The organism is Mammaliicoccus sp. J-M41, assembly GCF_022385935.1.
GTDB classification, from domain to species: domain Bacteria; phylum Bacillota; class Bacilli; order Staphylococcales; family Staphylococcaceae; genus Mammaliicoccus; species Mammaliicoccus sciuri_A.
This window is the reverse complement of the sequence record NZ_JAJNIR010000001.1, coordinates 103,004-119,480: the sequence shown is the minus strand read 5'-3', so window position 1 is coordinate 119,480 and position 16,477 is coordinate 103,004. Positions and strand designations below refer to the sequence as shown.

Annotated in this window: 17 protein-coding genes; 16 read left to right on the top strand and 1 reads right to left on the bottom strand. The window is 34.4% G+C overall.

The genetic code is table 11. From position 1 onward, the window contains the following. The first annotated feature begins 10 nt into the window (after positions 1 to 10). The 10 genes from LQ686_RS00685 (at position 11) to LQ686_RS00640 (ending at position 11,643) form a co-directional block, all read left to right on the top strand. Entirely contained in the window at positions 11 to 3,682 is a 3,672-nt protein-coding gene (locus LQ686_RS00685) for a nitrate reductase subunit alpha (RefSeq protein WP_103360727.1), read from the top strand. Beyond that, entirely contained in the window at positions 3,672 to 5,228 is a 1,557-nt protein-coding gene (gene narH / locus LQ686_RS00680; RefSeq protein WP_103360726.1) for a nitrate reductase subunit beta, read from the top strand. The genes LQ686_RS00685 and narH overlap by 11 nt, the downstream gene beginning before the upstream one ends. After that, positions 5,221 to 5,796, top strand: coding sequence for a nitrate reductase molybdenum cofactor assembly chaperone (gene narJ, locus LQ686_RS00675; RefSeq protein WP_025906824.1), 576 nt, complete (start codon positions 5,221 to 5,223; stop codon positions 5,794 to 5,796). Before narH ends, narJ begins: the two co-directional genes overlap by 8 nt. Further along, a complete protein-coding gene (narI, locus tag LQ686_RS00670) occupies positions 5,789 to 6,469 on the top strand; it encodes a respiratory nitrate reductase subunit gamma (RefSeq protein ID WP_103360725.1) in 681 nt (226 codons plus the stop codon). The genes narJ and narI overlap by 8 nt, the downstream gene beginning before the upstream one ends. 29 nt (positions 6,470 to 6,498) lie before the next feature. Then, positions 6,499 to 6,942 carry a nitrate respiration regulation accessory nitrate sensor NreA gene (nreA, locus tag LQ686_RS00665; protein WP_239733106.1) on the top strand — a complete coding sequence of 148 codons (444 nt, stop codon included), beginning with the start codon at positions 6,499 to 6,501 and terminating at the stop codon, positions 6,940 to 6,942. Continuing rightward, complete coding sequence (locus tag LQ686_RS00660; RefSeq protein ID WP_103360723.1) at positions 6,939 to 7,973, top strand: sensor histidine kinase; 1,035 nt, start codon at positions 6,939 to 6,941, stop codon at positions 7,971 to 7,973. Before nreA ends, LQ686_RS00660 begins: the two co-directional genes overlap by 4 nt. Before the next feature lie 16 nt (positions 7,974 to 7,989). After that, positions 7,990 to 8,643 (top strand): nitrate respiration regulation response regulator NreC, encoded by a 654-nt coding sequence (nreC, locus tag LQ686_RS00655; protein ID WP_025906820.1) that lies wholly within the window; start codon positions 7,990 to 7,992, stop codon positions 8,641 to 8,643. Positions 8,644 to 8,847: 204 nt separating this feature from the next. Further along, the gene (locus tag LQ686_RS00650; protein ID WP_103360722.1) at positions 8,848 to 10,008 is read left to right on the top strand and encodes a nitrate/nitrite transporter; all 1,161 of its coding nucleotides are present in this window, start codon (positions 8,848 to 8,850) and stop codon (positions 10,006 to 10,008) included. A gap of 121 nt (positions 10,009 to 10,129) precedes the next feature. Beyond that, positions 10,130 to 11,131: a ThiF family adenylyltransferase gene (locus tag LQ686_RS00645; RefSeq protein ID WP_103360721.1), complete on the top strand. Its 1,002-nt coding sequence runs from the start codon at positions 10,130 to 10,132 to the stop codon at positions 11,129 to 11,131. Between the two features lie 11 nt (positions 11,132 to 11,142). After that, a complete protein-coding gene (locus LQ686_RS00640) occupies positions 11,143 to 11,643 on the top strand; it encodes a MogA/MoaB family molybdenum cofactor biosynthesis protein (RefSeq protein ID WP_037560270.1) in 501 nt (166 codons plus the stop codon). Here the strand turns inward: LQ686_RS00640 and moaC are convergent, their stop codons facing one another. Further along, positions 11,644 to 12,123, bottom strand: coding sequence for a cyclic pyranopterin monophosphate synthase MoaC (moaC, locus tag LQ686_RS00635; protein ID WP_103360720.1), 480 nt, complete (start codon positions 12,121 to 12,123; stop codon positions 11,644 to 11,646). A gap of 67 nt (positions 12,124 to 12,190) precedes the next feature. Here moaC and LQ686_RS00630 point away from each other — a divergent pair, with 67 nt between their 5' ends. From LQ686_RS00630 to moaA, 6 genes are read left to right on the top strand one after another with little or no spacing between them, the layout of a single operon-like run. Beyond that, complete coding sequence (locus LQ686_RS00630; protein ID WP_103360719.1) at positions 12,191 to 13,450, top strand: molybdopterin molybdotransferase MoeA; 1,260 nt, start codon at positions 12,191 to 12,193, stop codon at positions 13,448 to 13,450. Next, entirely contained in the window at positions 13,447 to 13,905 is a 459-nt protein-coding gene (gene mobB / locus LQ686_RS00625) for a molybdopterin-guanine dinucleotide biosynthesis protein B (protein ID WP_239733105.1), read from the top strand. The genes LQ686_RS00630 and mobB overlap by 4 nt, the downstream gene beginning before the upstream one ends. An 8-nt stretch (positions 13,906 to 13,913) precedes the next feature. Then, entirely contained in the window at positions 13,914 to 14,363 is a 450-nt protein-coding gene (locus tag LQ686_RS00620; RefSeq protein ID WP_025906813.1) for a molybdenum cofactor biosynthesis protein MoaE, read from the top strand. Further along, a complete protein-coding gene (gene moaD, locus LQ686_RS00615; RefSeq protein ID WP_025906812.1) occupies positions 14,363 to 14,596 on the top strand; it encodes a molybdopterin converting factor subunit 1 in 234 nt (77 codons plus the stop codon). The genes LQ686_RS00620 and moaD overlap by 1 nt, the downstream gene beginning before the upstream one ends. Positions 14,597 to 14,603: 7 nt before the next feature. After that, positions 14,604 to 15,194, top strand: coding sequence for a molybdenum cofactor guanylyltransferase MobA (mobA, locus tag LQ686_RS00610; protein WP_103360717.1), 591 nt, complete (start codon positions 14,604 to 14,606; stop codon positions 15,192 to 15,194). 28 nt (positions 15,195 to 15,222) lie between these two features. Next, complete coding sequence (gene moaA / locus LQ686_RS00605) at positions 15,223 to 16,245, top strand: GTP 3',8-cyclase MoaA (RefSeq protein ID WP_107596416.1); 1,023 nt, start codon at positions 15,223 to 15,225, stop codon at positions 16,243 to 16,245. Positions 16,246 to 16,477 lie beyond the last annotated feature (232 nt).

Here is a 16,477-nt window from a genome sequence, read left to right as displayed (position 1 = left end):
GGTTCTAACTATGTCTAAGTTAGGTTTGAAATTCTTTAAGCCAACCGAAAAATTTAATGGAAATTGGTCTATATTAGAAGAAAAAAGTAGAGAATGGGAGAAAATGTACAGAGAAAGATGGAGTCACGATAAAGTTGTCAGAACGACTCATGGTGTGAACTGTACAGGTTCTTGTTCATGGAAAGTATTCGTGAAAAATGGTGTGATTACATGGGAAAATCAACAAATTGATTATCCTTCTTGTGGACCTGATATGCCTGAGTTTGAACCTAGAGGATGTCCGCGTGGTGCTTCATTTTCATGGTATGAATATAGTCCATTACGTGTGAAATTCCCTTATGTTAGAGGTAAGTTATGGAAACTTTGGAAAGCTGCATTAAGCGAATTTGGAGATCCTGTTGTCGCTTGGGCATCTATTGTTGAAGATGAGCAGAAAGCTGAAATTTATAAAAGTGCGCGCGGTAAAGGTGGACACGTTCGCGTAAATTGGAGAGATGTGACACAACTCATCGCAGCACAAATTATATATACTGTGAAAAAATATGGTCCAGATAGAATTGCTGGATTTACACCTATACCGGCTATGTCCATGATTAGCTATGCTTCAGGTGCGCGTTTTATATCGTTATTAGGTGGGGAAATGCTTAGTTTTTATGATTGGTATGCTGACTTACCACCGGCTTCACCACAAATTTGGGGTGAACAAACGGATGTTCCTGAATCAAGTGATTGGTATAACGCCGGTTATATTATTATGTGGGGATCAAATGTACCTTTAACACGTACACCAGATGCGCATTTTATGACAGAAGTTAGATACAAAGGTACTAAAGTTGTTTCTGTCGCACCAGACTATGCTGAAAATGTGAAATTTGCTGATAACTGGTTAGCACCAAATCCTGGTACTGATGCAGCATTAGCACAAGCTATGACACATGTCATTCTTCAAGAATATTATGAAGATAAGCAAGAAGAGATGTTTATCAACTATGCAAAACAATACACGGATATGCCTTTTATCATACAACTTGATAAACATGGAGAAGGCTATAAAGCAGGTCGTTTCTTAAGATCTAGTGATTTAGGTATGGAGACAGAACGTGCAGAGTGGAAGCCTGTTGTATTCGATCAAAATAGTAAACAACTTGTCATACCTAATGGAACAATGGGACAAAGATATGAAGAAGGCGTTAAATGGAATTTAAATTTAGTTGGTGAAGATGGGAAAGAAATAGATCCAGCTCTATCTTTTAAAGACCATGAATCAAAAGTGATAACAATTCAATTTCCGTATTTTGATAATGATGGAAATGGTATTTTTGAAAGACCTATTATCGTTAAAGAAATCGAAAATAAAGACGGAGAAACAATTTATATCGTGACAATATATGACTTAATGACAAGTCAATATGGCGTAAGAAGATTAAATCATCCACTTGAAGCATCAAGTTATGAAGATGAAAATTCAATGTATTCGCCTAAATGGCAAGAAAAAGTAACAGGTGTTAAATCTTCTATTGTGACGCAAGTGGCAAGAGAATTTGCTCAAAATGCAGTTGATACAAATGGTCGCTCAATGATTATTATGGGGGCAGGTATCAATCACTGGTTTAACTCTGATACAATTTACCGCTCTATATTAAACCTTGTTATATTATGCGGATGCCAAGGTGTAAATGGTGGCGGATGGGCGCATTACGTTGGTCAAGAAAAATGTCGTCCGATAGAAGGTTGGTCAACGATTGCTTTTGCGAAGGATTGGCAAGGACCACCTCGACTTCAAAATGCTACAAGTTGGTTCTACTTTGCAACGGATCAGTGGAAATATGAAGAGTCTGGTGTTGATAAATTACAGTCACCATTATCTAATGAATTAAAACATCAACATCCAGCTGATTATAACGTATTAGCTGCTCGATTAGGATGGCTACCATCATATCCGCAATTTGATTGTAATAGCTTATTGTTTGGTGAAGAAGCAAAAGATGCAGGGGATGACTCAAATGAAGCGATTCTTAAAAGGGCAATTGAATCTGTAAAATCTAAAAAGACTAAATTTGCTATAGAAGATCCAGATGCAAAGAAAAATCATCCAAAAACATTGTTCGTATGGCGTTCAAATTTAATCTCTAGTTCAGCAAAAGGACAAGAGTACTTTATGAAACATTTATTAGGAACTAAATCAGGTCTATTAGCAAACCCTAATGAAACAGATAAACCAGAAGAGATTGTATGGCGAGAAGAAACAACCGGTAAACTAGATTTATTAGTTGCGTTAGATTTTAGAATGACAGCAACACCGTTGTATGCAGATGTCGTATTACCAGCAGCAACGTGGTATGAAAAACATGATATTTCTTCTACTGATATGCATCCATTCATACATCCATTTAACCCTGCAGTTGACCCATTATGGGAATCAAAATCAGACTGGGATATTTATAAAACGTTAGCAAAATCTGTTTCGGATTTAGCGAAGACACATATGAAAGGGACATTTAAAGATGTTGTGACAACGCCTTTAGCACATGATTCTAAACAAGAAATTTCAACACCTTACGGAATTGTTAAAGATTGGTCTAAAGGTGAAATTGAAGCAATACCTGGTAAAACAATGCCTGGTTTCGCAGTTGTAGAAAGGGATTATACAGCTATATACGATAAATATGTATCAGTTGGACCATTATTAGAAAAAGGTAAAGTCGGTGCTCATGGGGTAAGTTTCTCAGTTAAAGAGCAATACGATGAATTGAAGATTATGTTAGATACGTGGGAAGATGACACTGTTAAAAATGGTCTCCCTAGAATGGATACAGCACGTAAAGTAGCAGATGTCATATTGAATGTTTCATCAGCTTCAAATGGTAAAGTCTCACAAAAATCATACGATGACTTAGAAGAACAAACGGGGATGACATTGAAAGATATTTCTGCTGAACGTGCATCAGAAAAAATAACGTTCCAAAATATAACAGCACAACCGAGAGAAGTTATACCGACAGCAGTATTCCCTGGTTCGAATAAATTAGGCAGAAGATATTCGCCATTTACGACAAATATCGAACGTCTTGTACCTTTTAGAACGTTAACAGGTAGACAAAGTTATTATATTGATCATGAAGTATTCTTACAGTTTGGTGAGAACTTACCTATCTATAAACCAACATTGCCGCCAATGGTATTTGGTACGAAAGATAAAAACATAAAAGGCGGCGTAGATACATTAGTATTAAGATATTTAACGCCACATGGTAAGTGGAATATTCATTCAACATACCAAGATAATTTGCATATGTTGACGTTATTTAGAGGTGGTCCAACTGTTTGGATTGCGAAAGAAGACGCAATGGCGAACGACATTAAAGATAATGATTGGTTAGAAGTATATAACAGAAATGGTGTCGTTACAGCAAGAGCAGTTGTATCACATAGAATGCCTAGAGGTACGATGTTTATGTATCACGCACAAGATAAACATATTGAGACACCTGGATCAGAAATTACAGATACTCGTGGTGGTTCACATAACGCACCTACACGTATCCACTTGAAGCCTACACAATTAGTAGGCGGTTATGCACAAATAAGTTATGGCTTTAATTACTATGGGCCAATTGGAAACCAAAGAGATGTATATGTTGCAATAAGAAAAATGAAGGAGGTAGATTGGCTTGAAGATTAAAGCGCAAGTAGCTATGGTTATGAATTTAGATAAATGTATAGGATGCCATACATGTAGTGTCACATGTAAAAGTACATGGACAAATAGACCAGGCGCTGAATATATATGGTTTAATAATGTTGAAACAAAACCTGGTATCGGTTATCCGAAACGTTGGGAAGACCAAGAAACTTATAAAGGTGGTTGGGTACTCAACAAAAAAGGAAAATTAGAATTAAAGTCAGGTAGTAAACTATCTAAAATTGCATTAGGTAAAATTTTCTATAATCCTGATATGCCAGAAATGAAAGATTATTATGAACCGTGGACATATAATTATAAACATTTAACAACAGCTAAAGAAGGTAACCATTCTCCAGTAGCAAAAGCAGAATCTGTTATTTCAGGTAGAAAATTAGATATTAAATGGGGACCGAACTGGGAAGATGATTTAGCGGGTGCTCATGTTACAGGACCTACTGATCCAAACATTCAAAAAATCGAAGAAGAAATTAAATTTAACTTCGACCAAACATTTATGATGTATTTACCAAGACTGTGTGAACATTGCTTAAACCCAAGCTGTGTTGCATCATGTCCATCTGGTGCAATGTATAAAAGAGATGAAGATGGTATTGTACTTGTCGACCAAGATGCATGTCGTGGTTGGAGATACTGTATGACAGGTTGTCCTTATAAGAAAGTATATTTCAACTGGAAAACGAACAAAGCAGAGAAATGTACATTCTGTTTCCCTAGAGTTGAAGCTGGTTTACCAACAGTATGTTCTGAAACATGTACAGGTCGTATGAGATATTTAGGTGTATTACTTTATGATGCTGACAAAGTTCAAGAAGCAGCTTCTGCAGAAAACGAAAAAGACTTATATCAAAAACAACTTGATCTATTTTTAGATCCATTTGATGAAGATATTATTCAACAAGCTGAAAAAGATGGTATTTCACATGATTGGATTGAAGCGGCACAAAATTCACCAGTATATAAACTGGCAATAGAATATAAATTAGCATTTCCTTTACACCCTGAATATCGAACATTGCCAATGGTATGGTATTGTCCACCATTAAGTCCGATTATGAATTACTTTGAAGGTAAAGATTCTATTAGAAATCCAGATATGATTTTCCCAGCAATTGAAGAAATGAGATTACCTGTTCAATATTTAGCGAATATGCTAACAGCAGGTGATACGAAGACGGTTAAAGAAGCATTCCAAAAAATGGCGATGATGCGTAGTTATATGAGAGCTAAATCAAGTGGTAAAGACTTTGATATTTCAAGACTTGAGCGCGTAGGACTCACGGAAAGACAAACGAAATCGATGTATAGATTACTCGCGATTGCTAAACATGAAGATCGTTTTGTTGTTCCGACATCTCATAAAGAAGGTTACATGGATACTTACAGAGCACAAGGTAGCCAAGGATATGGTGGCGAAATGTTTGGCTCAAATTGTGATGGTTGTGGTGTTCAAGGATTATCAGAGCAAAAATCCGGACAAGAAATATACAATGAGAACTTCTATGGAGGGATTTTCCGTGATTAATTTAGATGCATTATATGAACTTAAAGAAAGCTTTGGTTTCTTTAGTAACCAGTTAACTTATCCAGAAAAGCTAGACTTTCATCCTAAAGCATTTGATAAAGCTTTCGATACGAATCATCCGGCTTATCGTGACATTAAGCAATATTGGGAAAATATGCATGATATTTCATTAGATGATATTCAAGAAGTGTATACAAGAACGTTTGATTTTGAAAAAAAGACGACGTTATATATGACATACAACAAGCTAACAGAACAAAAAGAACGAGGACAAATGCTTGCAAGATTAAAAGTACTTTATGAAATGTTCGGGCTAGAAATGCCTCAAAATGAACTGTCAGATTTTTTACCGCTTATGCTTGAATTCTTATATGCTGCAGAGTGGAGAGGTGACAGTCGTGCACAAGAAAGCTTAACGCTTGTTGTGATGGTCATTGAAGATGGGACATATGGATTGCTTCAAGCTTTAGGTAAACAAAACAGTCCGTATTTTCATCTGATTAAAGCAATTAGAGAAACGTTAAAATCATGTGTAGTAGAGCAAGAGAAGGTGATCAACGGTGATTAATCAATTTATATGGGTTATCTATCCTTATTTATGTATCGCTATTTTTATTATCGGTCATTTATTCAGATTTAAATATGATCAATTTTCATGGACAGCAAAGTCTAGTGAGTTTATTGAGAAGAAACAATTGATGTGGGGAAGTATTTTATTTCACTTAGGTATTATTCCAGTTATATTCGGACATATAGTTGGTTTAGGTGTACCTGCAGAATGGTTGAGTAGTGTCGGCGTTAATGACCATTTATATCATATCGGTGCAGTTTATATTGGAAGTATTTTCGGTATTGTGACATTAGTTGGTATGGTTCTGTTAACAGCTAGAAGAATCACGAAACAAAATGTAAGAAGGTTAAGTTCAGCATCGGACATTATAGTAAATATATTATTGTTAGTGATCGTATTGATGGGTTGTATTTCAACATTATGGACGAACGCGACAACACCAGACTTTGATTATAGACAAACAATTTCTGTTTGGTTTAGAGGCTTATTAATCTTTAAACCAGATGTTGCTTTAATGAATGACGTACCTTTAACATTTAAGACGCATATTATTTTAGGATTTTTAATCACAAGTTTATGGCCATTTACGAGATTAGTACATGTTTGGAGTGTGCCACTTAATTACTTTAGTAGAAGTTACATTATTTACAGAAAACATAAAACGAATTAAACTATAAATAAAAAGTCGAGGTGTTTAAAATGTCTAATGATTTTAATTTTCAGGAACAGTTGGATCTTATTCGTAGTACTTATGGTGTTGATTTTGTCGGATTAGCTATGACTTCTGAAGACGCTGCTCACTTTCATATAAAGTGGCAATATGTATCTGGAAATTTAAATCATAGATATCAAAACATCGTTTTAAGAAGCAGTAGAGGGATAGCAGGAATTGTTATTAAAAGTGGGAAACCTATTGAAATTCGTGACTTAAAAGAAAGCCCATATCATGATCAACTCTTTAACTATCCAATTGTTCAAAGTGAACAATTAACATCATTACTTGCGATTCCATTATGGAAAAAGTATAGAGTTTATGGCGTGCTCTTATTAGGACAGCGAGATGATAAATTATTTCCTGAAATAGATATGAATGATTTTAATCGCTTTGGACCATTTTATGGAAAGGATATGATGAATGCATGAGTTCAGAAGATGCTTCAATATTAATGGATATACTAAAACAATACTATGAAAAAACGAGCGAAATGATTGTGTTTTTAAATAGTAAAGGACAGGTAATTAATATGAATGAAGCTGCCCGAAGAGTAATCTCAGAAGACAATCAATCATCATTGACACATGCCATTTGTAGTAGATGTGAAGGTTATTCAAATGAATATGCAATACAATCATGTAGAGACTGCTTTTTAGAGTCTTCAAAAATTGGCAACACAAGCTTTCAAGTGTTTATGCAGACGAATAGCGGGACTGTTGAACCTTTTACAGCGACTTATCAAACGATTAGTCAAGAAGACGATGTTAAAGTGTATACATTACAAAATGTATCGCCACAAATTGAAAGACAACAGAAATTACATCAACAAACGATGATCCAAAAAACAATATCCGCACAAGAAAACGAGCGTAAAAGAATTTCTAGAGAGTTACACGACGGTGTTGTTCAAGAATTGCTTAATGTCAGTGTTGAACTTAGATTATTGAAATATCAGAATGATATTGACGAATTGAAGCAGCAGTCTCAACATATTGAAACGTTAATGTCTCGATTAATCGATGATATTAGAAACTTATCTTTAGAACTAAGACCTTCATCATTAGATGACCTTGGATTAGACGCAGCTTTTAAGTCATATTTTAAACAGCTTGAGAAAAATTTCGGCTTCCATGTTCACTATCATTATGATTCATCTATTAAACGTTTTAATACGGAGATAGAAACGGTCGTATATAGAATTGTACAAGAAGCGGTGTTTAATGCATTGAAGTATGCTAATGTGGATAGTGTTGATGTACATATGTCTTGTGATGGCAATGAAATAGAAGTTGAAATTGCTGACCAAGGAAATGGCTTTGTATTAGGCAGTCAGCCAAAAGGTTCAGGACTTGGTATATATGGTATGAAGGAACGTGCTGAAATTGTTGGCGGTAAAATCAATATCGAAAGTAAACTTAAAAAAGGTACAAATATTAAATTGAATGTACCAATAGCATAAATGGTGGGTGGTATATATGAAAATCGTAATAGCAGATGATCATGCAGTGGTGAGAACAGGCTTTTCAATGATTTTGAATTATCAAGAAGACATGGAAGTTGTTGCGACAGCTGCAGATGGTATAGAAGCATATCAAATGGTTGCAAAACATTCACCAGATGTATTGATCATGGATTTAAGTATGCCACCTGGTGAATCAGGATTAATCGCAACTGGTAAAATAGCAGAAGACTTTAAGCAAACTAAAATATTAATATTAACAATGTTTGATGATGAAGAATATTTATTTCATGTATTAAGAAGTGGTGCTAAAGGATATATTTTAAAAAATGCACCAGATGAAGAATTGATACATGCTGTAAGAACGATATATAGAGGCGATATGTATATTGATTCTAAAGTTACAAGTTCACTAGTGAATGAACTCTTTAATCATCAAGATAACAATGAGCAAAGTACTTCTGATCCTTTTAAAATATTGTCTCAAAGAGAACTAGAAATCTTACCTTTAATCGCAAAGGGCTATGGTAATAAAGAAATTGCGGAGAAATTATTCGTTTCTGTCAAAACGATTGAAGCACATAAAGCGCGAATTATGGATAAACTTGGTTTAAAATCGCGTCCAGAATTAGTTGAATATGCTATGAAGAAAAAATTATTAGACTTCTAAAACAAAATTGACCTGATAAATTGTGGCCCAAAAGCCTCAGTTTATCAGGTCTTTTTATGTTTTTTATCGGATTGAATTTATAAATGAATATAGGGATTTTCCGTGTTTCAATAAGGGGATATCCTTATGTGCGCTTTTTCACAAATAACCTACAATAATATTGGAAAGATTATACATAAAGATTAATTTCGAAGGGTGAAAAACATGAGAAACAACTTAGGAAAAGTTCAACTACCGCTCCAAACCTTTAGTTTAATGGCAGGATTCATGGTTTGGAGTATACTCGCACCTTTAATGCCTTATATTACACAAGATATAAGTGTAGAAGAAGGTCAGAAAGCTATTATTTTAGCAATACCCGTTATTTTAGGATCGATTTTAAGAATACCAATTGGCTACTATACGAACTTATTAGGTTCTAGACTTGTATTTTTAGTGAGTTTTATTATTTTATTGTTTCCAGTATTTTATTTAAGCCAAGCACATTCAACTACAGGATTGATGGTTGCAGGATTCTTTATAGGTCTCGGTGGTGCAATCTTTTCAGTAGGTGTTACTTCTATTCCTAAATATTTTCCAAAAGAAAAGCATGGTTTTGCGAATGGTATTTATGGAATGGGTAATTTAGGGACAGCTGTATCATCATTTTTAGCGCCTCCAATAGCAGGTATTATCGGATGGCAACATACTGTACAACTTTATTTAATCGTATTACTTATCTTCGCAGTATTAATGTTTATCTTTGGAGATAAAGAAGAACCTAAAGTGAAAATTCCAATGATTTCACAAACTAAACAAGTCATCAATAACTATAAACTTTACTATTTTAGTTTCTGGTATTTTATTACGTTTGGTGCATTTGTTGCATTTGGTTTGTTCTTGCCGAACTTTTTAGTGAGTCATTTTGAAATTGATAAAGTAGATGCTGGTATTAGAACAGGTATCTTTATTGCGATTGCAACATTACTAAGACCTATTGGTGGTATGTTAGGAGATAAATTTAATGCTTTAAACGTATTGAAAATATTCTTTATCGGTTTAATAATGGGCGCAATCGTCCTTTCAATATCACATCATCTCATCTTGTTTACAATTGGCTGTTTAACGATAAGTGTTTGTGCAGGTATTGGTAATGGACTTGTATTTAAACTTGTACCAACATACTTCACAAAAGAAGCAGGTGTTGTAAACGGAATCGTATCTATGATGGGTGGTCTCGGCGGATTCTTCCCACCATTAATTATAACGTTAGTAACGAGTTTAACTGGTTCAAATCATTTAGCATTCTTTATGCTTGCTATATTTGGTGTGCTTGCACTCATTACAATGATGCATATGACTAAAATAGAAAGAAAGCATGTTTAGTTGTTTGTCTTTAAAATTAAAAAGGCTGAGGCAATGTGTTGCTTCAGCCTTATAATTAATTGAGGATAAAAGCGTTTAACTCTATAATAGAGTTAAAGAGATTCGTGAAAGGTTGATATAAATGAACGAACGTTATTCTCGTCAAATTTTATTCGATAAAATTGGAGAACAAGGTCAAGAAAGAATTGAACAAGCGAGTGTCACTATTGTAGGCATGGGTGCACTTGGTACTCATGTTGCTGAACAGTTGACTAGATCGGGTATAAAGAGACTCAATATTATTGATCGAGATTATGTTGAATCGTCAAACTTACAAAGACAAACATTATTTATAGAGAATGATATTAAAGAAATGTTGCCTAAAGTTGTAGCAGCAGAAAGACATTTAAAGAAAATTCGTGAAGACATTACAATAAAATCTTATATTGCGCAATGTGATGCAAAGTTATTATACGAAGTTGCGCGTTACTCAAACATTATTATTGATGCGACAGATAATTTTAATACAAGACAAATTATTAATGATTTTGCGTACAAGATGAATATTCCGTGGATATATGGCGCATGCTTAGAATCTACTTATGTTCAAGCGACTTTTGTGCCTAAAGAAACACCTTGCTTCAACTGTGTATTACCACAATTGCCAGTGATTAACAGAACTTGTGACACAGTAGGCGTGATAAATCCTGCAGTAACAATTGCAGCAAGTTTACAAGTTGCAGATGCACTTAAAATATTAGCTGGTTATTCATTTACACCTAGAATTACGTACGGTGACGTTTGGTTCGGTGAACATCAATCATTTGGATTTGAACAAATGAAACGAGACGATTGTGAGACTTGTGGAGCAGAACCAACTTATTCAAAATTATCAAATTCAGACAAACAACTAACTGAATTATGTGGCCGTCATACTGTTCAATATATAAACGAGAAACTTAATCGACCAGCAATTGAAAAGTTTGTTGCTCAAAATGGATTATTGCACCGTTCTAATGCGTATATGATTCAGTATTTATACGATGACCATCGTGTCGTAGCATTTAATAATGGTAGATTATTAATTCATGATTTGGATTCTGTAGAAGAAGGCAGACAGTTTGTTGAGAATATGTTTGGATAGGAGTTAAATCGATGAGTGTAGTTAATAGAATAGATCGTCTTATAAATGTGTCAGTATTAACCGTAAGTGATACGAGAACGAAAGAAACAGATAAAGGTGGACAACTTGTTCAACAATATTTGAAAGATCTCAATGTTGAAATTAAAGAGGGGCATTATCAAATTGTTAAAGATGATGTCACTGAAATTCAAACACAAGTAAATGAGTGGTTAAGTAAAGATGTAGACGCCATTATTACAACTGGCGGTACAGGTATTAGTCAAAGAGATGTGACGATTGAGGCGATTAAACCTTTACTAGATAAAGAAATAGAAGGATTTGGTGAGATATTTAGATATTTAAGTTATACAGAAGATGTAGGTACGAGAGCCATACTTTCTAGAGCCATTGCAGGTACAGTCGGGCATCAAGTTATTATTTCAATACCGGGTTCTACAGGTGCAGTTAAATTAGCAATGGAAAAGCTCATAACTAAAGAATTGAATCATTTAGTACATGAGCTTAATAAATAACTATTGGCGTTTGAAGTCGCCGTTTTTGCCACCAGTCTTATAAGATAAATATGTTTCACCTATAATCATACCTTTATCAACGGCTTTACACATATCATATATTGTTAAAGCTGTAACACTTGCAGCAGTTAAAGCTTCCATTTCTACACCTGTTTGACCTTTCGTCTTAACGGTTGCTGAAATATTTATTGTGTATGGTTCATCTTTATCCCATTCATAAGAAATATCGATGCCTGTTAATTGAAGTGGGTGACACATAGGTATCAATTGGCTTGTATTCTTAGCAGCCATAATGCCAGCAATTTGTGCTGTACCAAGTACATCGCCTTTTTTATTTGTTGCATTTTTTATTTGATCATAGATTGTTTGATTTACTTTAATACTTGAGTTTGCAATTGCGATACGTGTGCTTGTTTCTTTATCTGAGACATCGACCATTTTTGCATGGCCTTGCTCGTTAAAATGTGTAAATTCAGACAAAATCATCATCCTTTCTAAAGATATTATAACATGTAAGTTTAAATAAATTGATAGGGAGTGTAGACAATTGGCAGTTGAAATGAGAACACCTATACCAGTAAAAGAAGCAATTGAACGTGTTATCAAAGTAGTAAAGCAATTAGAGACAGAAACAGTATCAATAAATGAAAGTCTAAACTATATACTTGCTGAAGATATTCAAGCAACTTACGATATTCCTCGATTTGATAAGTCACCTTACGATGGGTTCGCAATTAAAAGTGCTGATTCTAAAGGGGCAACAGGAGAGAATAGAATATCATTTAAAGTTGTAGATCATATCGGTGCTGGAACAGCTTCAAGCGTGAGTTTAAATAGTGGAGAAGCGGTACGTATTATGACTGGCGCCCCTATACCAGAAGGTGCAGATGCAGTTGTAATGTTTGAACAAACGGTGGAAACAGAAACAGGATTTACTATTCGTAAACCATTTACGGAAGGTGAAAATGTTGCGTTTCAAGGCGAAGAATGTAAAGAAAATGAATACGTCTTACATAAAGGACAGCGTATAAATAGTGGTGTTATTGCAGTGTTGGCAACATTTGGTTACCAAACTGTAAAAGTATCCAAAAAGCCAACCGTTGCCGTCATCGCAACAGGTAGCGAGTTAGTAGGACCAAATGATCCATTAGAACCAGGTAAGATTAGAAATTCAAATGGTCCAATGATTGAATCTTTATGTAAAGAAGTTGATATCGAAGCTACTACATATAACATTCAAGAAGATAACTTACAAGGGTGCATTGATATTGTTGAAAAAGCAATGTCACAAGATGATATCGTGATTACAACAGGTGGGGTATCAGTTGGAGACTTTGACTATTTACCGAAAGTGTATGATGCAATTGGTGCAACAGTGCTCTTTAATAAAGTGCAAATGAGACCAGGTAGCGTAACAACGGTTGCTTACAAAGATGAGAAGATGTTGTTTGGTTTATCAGGGAATCCATCAGCTTGTTACTCAGGATTTCATTTGTTTACTAAGCCAACCATTCAAAAAATGATGTCTGCAGATGCTATTTACCCAGTCATTATAGATGCGAAGTTGAATGAAGACTTTAAAAAAGCCAACCCATTTACGAGATTTATTAGAGGTAAATTATCATTCACTTCACAAGGTGTTTATGCTGAACCGTCAGGATTTAATAAATCAAATGCGGTAGTCGCGATTGCTAAAAGTAATGGTATGATTATTTTACCTAGTGGAACTAGAGGCTATCAAAAAGGTGACGATGTAAAAGTTCTATTAACAGACCATCAGTCATATGAAAGTAAATTAACACTATGAAAATTTTACAAATAGTTGGTTATAAAAATAGTGGTAAAACAACATTAATAAATGAATTAATTAAAGAATGCCGCATTCAGCAATTAACAGTATCTACAATTAAACACCATGGGCACGGTGCAGACGAAATTTCTTTAAATCATAAAGAGGTAGACAGTTTAACATTTATAAACAGCGGTGCTAAAGAAAGTATCGTGTTGGGTAAACAATTAATAGAGAGAGTAACGTATGAAGAGAAGTCACTACAGCAAATAATAGATGAAGATTTGTCTGTTGAGCCTGATGTGCTATTAATTGAAGGATTTAAGCATGATCATTTTCCAAAAGTACTTTTGACGGAGCAATCTGAAGATTTAGCACAAACATTACACAATATTGTATATCAGTTTGATGCGTTTAAACTTGAAGAAAAGAAAGACTTTATAGTTTGGTTTGAAAATTGGTTGAAAAAGTAGGTGTAGAAGTGAAACAATTTGAAATCGTCAATGATCCAATAAATCCTGAGCAATACAGAAACTGGACACTCAATGAAAAACAAGGAGCAGTTGTTGTCTTTACAGGACATGTTAGAGAATGGACAAAAGGCATTAAAACCGAGTACTTAGCTTATGAGGCATACATCCCAATGGCGGAGAAGAAATTAGCTCAAATAGGTGATGAAATTAAAGAAAAATGGCCAGGTACAATAGTTGCAATTGCACATAGAATTGGTGAATTACAAATTTCAGATATAGCTGTTGTTATCAGTGTATCTTCACCGCATAGACAAGATGCTTATAAAGCGAATGAATATGCGATTGAAAGGATTAAAGAAATCGTACCAATCTGGAAAAAAGAAATATGGGAAGATGGGGAAGAATGGCAAGGCAGTCAAAAACAATACCATTCTTCTATTCAAATGGAGGGTGAATAATGAAAGTATTGTATTTTGCTCATTTAAAAGAAATAATAAACATAAATGAAGAGCAAATAACTCTTAACCAAGACTACTCTGTGTTAAACTTTAAGCAATATTTAGTTGAGAAGCATCCAGAGTTAAAGGATGAAACTTTTCAAGTTGCTGTAAATGAGGAATTTGTGCAAGAATCAAGTGTTATAACAGACCAAGATGTTGTTGCATTGATTCCACCAGTTAGTGGAGGGTAAAGAGAAAATGATAGCAATAGTTCTAGCTGGCGGTAAGTCCAGTAGATTCGGTTCACCAAAAGCGTTAGCGACAATTAATGGAGAAGTATTTTATGAAAAAATCATTCAAACTTTAAATCAAACGAATTTATTTGAAAAAGTTGTGATTAGTACGAGTGAAGAATTGAAAGATTCATTCAATCACCATGATGTTGTCGTAGATTTATCAAAGTACAAAAATAATGGTCCTTTAGGTGGGATTTATAGCGTTATGCAAAAACATGATTCGGAATGTTATTTTGTGATTGCATGCGATACACCTAAAATTACCGAAAAAGCGATTAGTCATTTATATCAATTTTTTATTTCGCGTGTAATGGAAGAACAGCTAGACATTGCTGGATACGAAGCAAATGGTAAAAAAATGCCGACGTTAGCATTTTATAGTCATCGTGTTGAAGCGGACATTAAAGAAGCGTTAGGCCATGAAGCTTTTAGAATGAAAGATATATATGAAAAGAAACCTTCACAATGGTTAGATGTATCAAATGTGAAAGATTCAACTAATTGGTACCAAAATATAAATTACATTGAAGATTTAGAAAAAGCCGAGTCTTAACGATTGTATAGGTAGAGGGGGCGTTACGATGCATCAACCTATCAAAGATAAATTAGGAAGACCAATTAGAGATTTAAGAATATCCGTTACCGACCGATGTAATTTTCGTTGTGATTACTGTATGCCAAAAGAAATTTTTGGAGATGATTACGTCTTCTTACCTAAAGAAGAATTATTGAGTTTTGAAGAAATTACGAGATTATCTAAGTTATACAGCTCACTTGGTGTAAAGAAAATTAGAATTACAGGCGGAGAACCGCTTCTAAGACGAAATCTATATGAGCTTGTAGAAGCTTTGAACAAAATAGAAGGTATAGAAGACATCGGACTAACGACAAATGGTATGTTGTTAAAAAAACATGGATTAAATTTATACAATGCAGGACTACGAAGAGTGAATGTAAGTATAGATGCAATGGATGATGAATTATTTAAATCGATTAATAATCGTCAAATATCCGCTTCTCAAATACTCGATCAAATAGATTATGCAGTAAGCATAGGTTTAAAAGTTAAAGTGAATGTCGTGATCCAAAAAGGGGTGAACGACCAAGAAATATTACCACTTGTTGAGCATTTTAAAGAGAAAAACATTATCGTAAGATTTATAGAATTTATGGATGTAGGTAATGATAACGGGTGGAATTTTGATAAAGTCGTCACTAAGAAAGAAATGTTAAAAATCATTTCTTCTGCCTATGATGTAGAACCAGTGGACGCCAATTATTTTGGAGAAGTTGCAACATACTATCGCCATAAAGATAACGGCGCACAATTTGGTTTGATCACGAGTGTATCAGCATCATTTTGTTCATCATGTACACGAACAAGAATTTCATCTGACGGTAAATTTTATGGTTGCTTATTCGCTGAAAAGAATGGATATGATATAAAATCAGAGCTAAGAAGCGGTAAGACAGACGAAGAATTATTAAGCACATTAAAGTATTTATGGAATATAAGAGATGACAGATACTCAGATGAACGAACAGCAGCTACAGTAGCAAGACGAAAGAAAAATAAAATTAATATGAACTATATAGGTGGTTAAATTAGAAATTAGGGACAGAATTCTGAGAAATGTCCGTAAGAGGCGTCGTTAGTGACAGAATTCCGAGAAATGTCTCTAAGTGAGCGCATATCTAATTACCACAATTCAGAATAATGGAAGTTACAGCATTCTAATTACCAGAATTCAGAATAATGGAAGTTACAGCGTTCTAATTACCAGAATTCGGAATAATGGAAGTTACAGCATTCTAACTACCACAATTCGAAATAAT

What these genes read in the sequence shown, in the direction of transcription:
- moaD (WP_025906812.1), top strand. Translation starts at nt 14,363, where the DNA reads ATGAAAGTATTGTATTTTGCTCATTTAAAAGAAATAATAAACATAAAT.
- mobA (WP_103360717.1), top strand. Translation starts at nt 14,604, where the DNA reads ATGATAGCAATAGTTCTAGCTGGCGGTAAGTCCAGTAGATTCGGTTCA.
- nreA (WP_239733106.1), top strand. Translation starts at nt 6,499, where the DNA reads ATGTCTAATGATTTTAATTTTCAGGAACAGTTGGATCTTATTCGTAGT.
- LQ686_RS00660 (WP_103360723.1), top strand. Translation starts at nt 6,939, where the DNA reads ATGAGTTCAGAAGATGCTTCAATATTAATGGATATACTAAAACAATAC.
- mobB (WP_239733105.1), top strand. Translation starts at nt 13,447, where the DNA reads ATGAAAATTTTACAAATAGTTGGTTATAAAAATAGTGGTAAAACAACA.
- LQ686_RS00640 (WP_037560270.1), top strand. Translation starts at nt 11,143, where the DNA reads ATGAGTGTAGTTAATAGAATAGATCGTCTTATAAATGTGTCAGTATTA.
- LQ686_RS00685 (WP_103360727.1), top strand. Translation starts at nt 11, where the DNA reads ATGTCTAAGTTAGGTTTGAAATTCTTTAAGCCAACCGAAAAATTTAAT.
- LQ686_RS00650 (WP_103360722.1), top strand. Translation starts at nt 8,848, where the DNA reads ATGAGAAACAACTTAGGAAAAGTTCAACTACCGCTCCAAACCTTTAGT.
- LQ686_RS00645 (WP_103360721.1), top strand. Translation starts at nt 10,130, where the DNA reads ATGAACGAACGTTATTCTCGTCAAATTTTATTCGATAAAATTGGAGAA.
- moaA (WP_107596416.1), top strand. Translation starts at nt 15,223, where the DNA reads ATGCATCAACCTATCAAAGATAAATTAGGAAGACCAATTAGAGATTTA.
- nreC (WP_025906820.1), top strand. Translation starts at nt 7,990, where the DNA reads ATGAAAATCGTAATAGCAGATGATCATGCAGTGGTGAGAACAGGCTTT.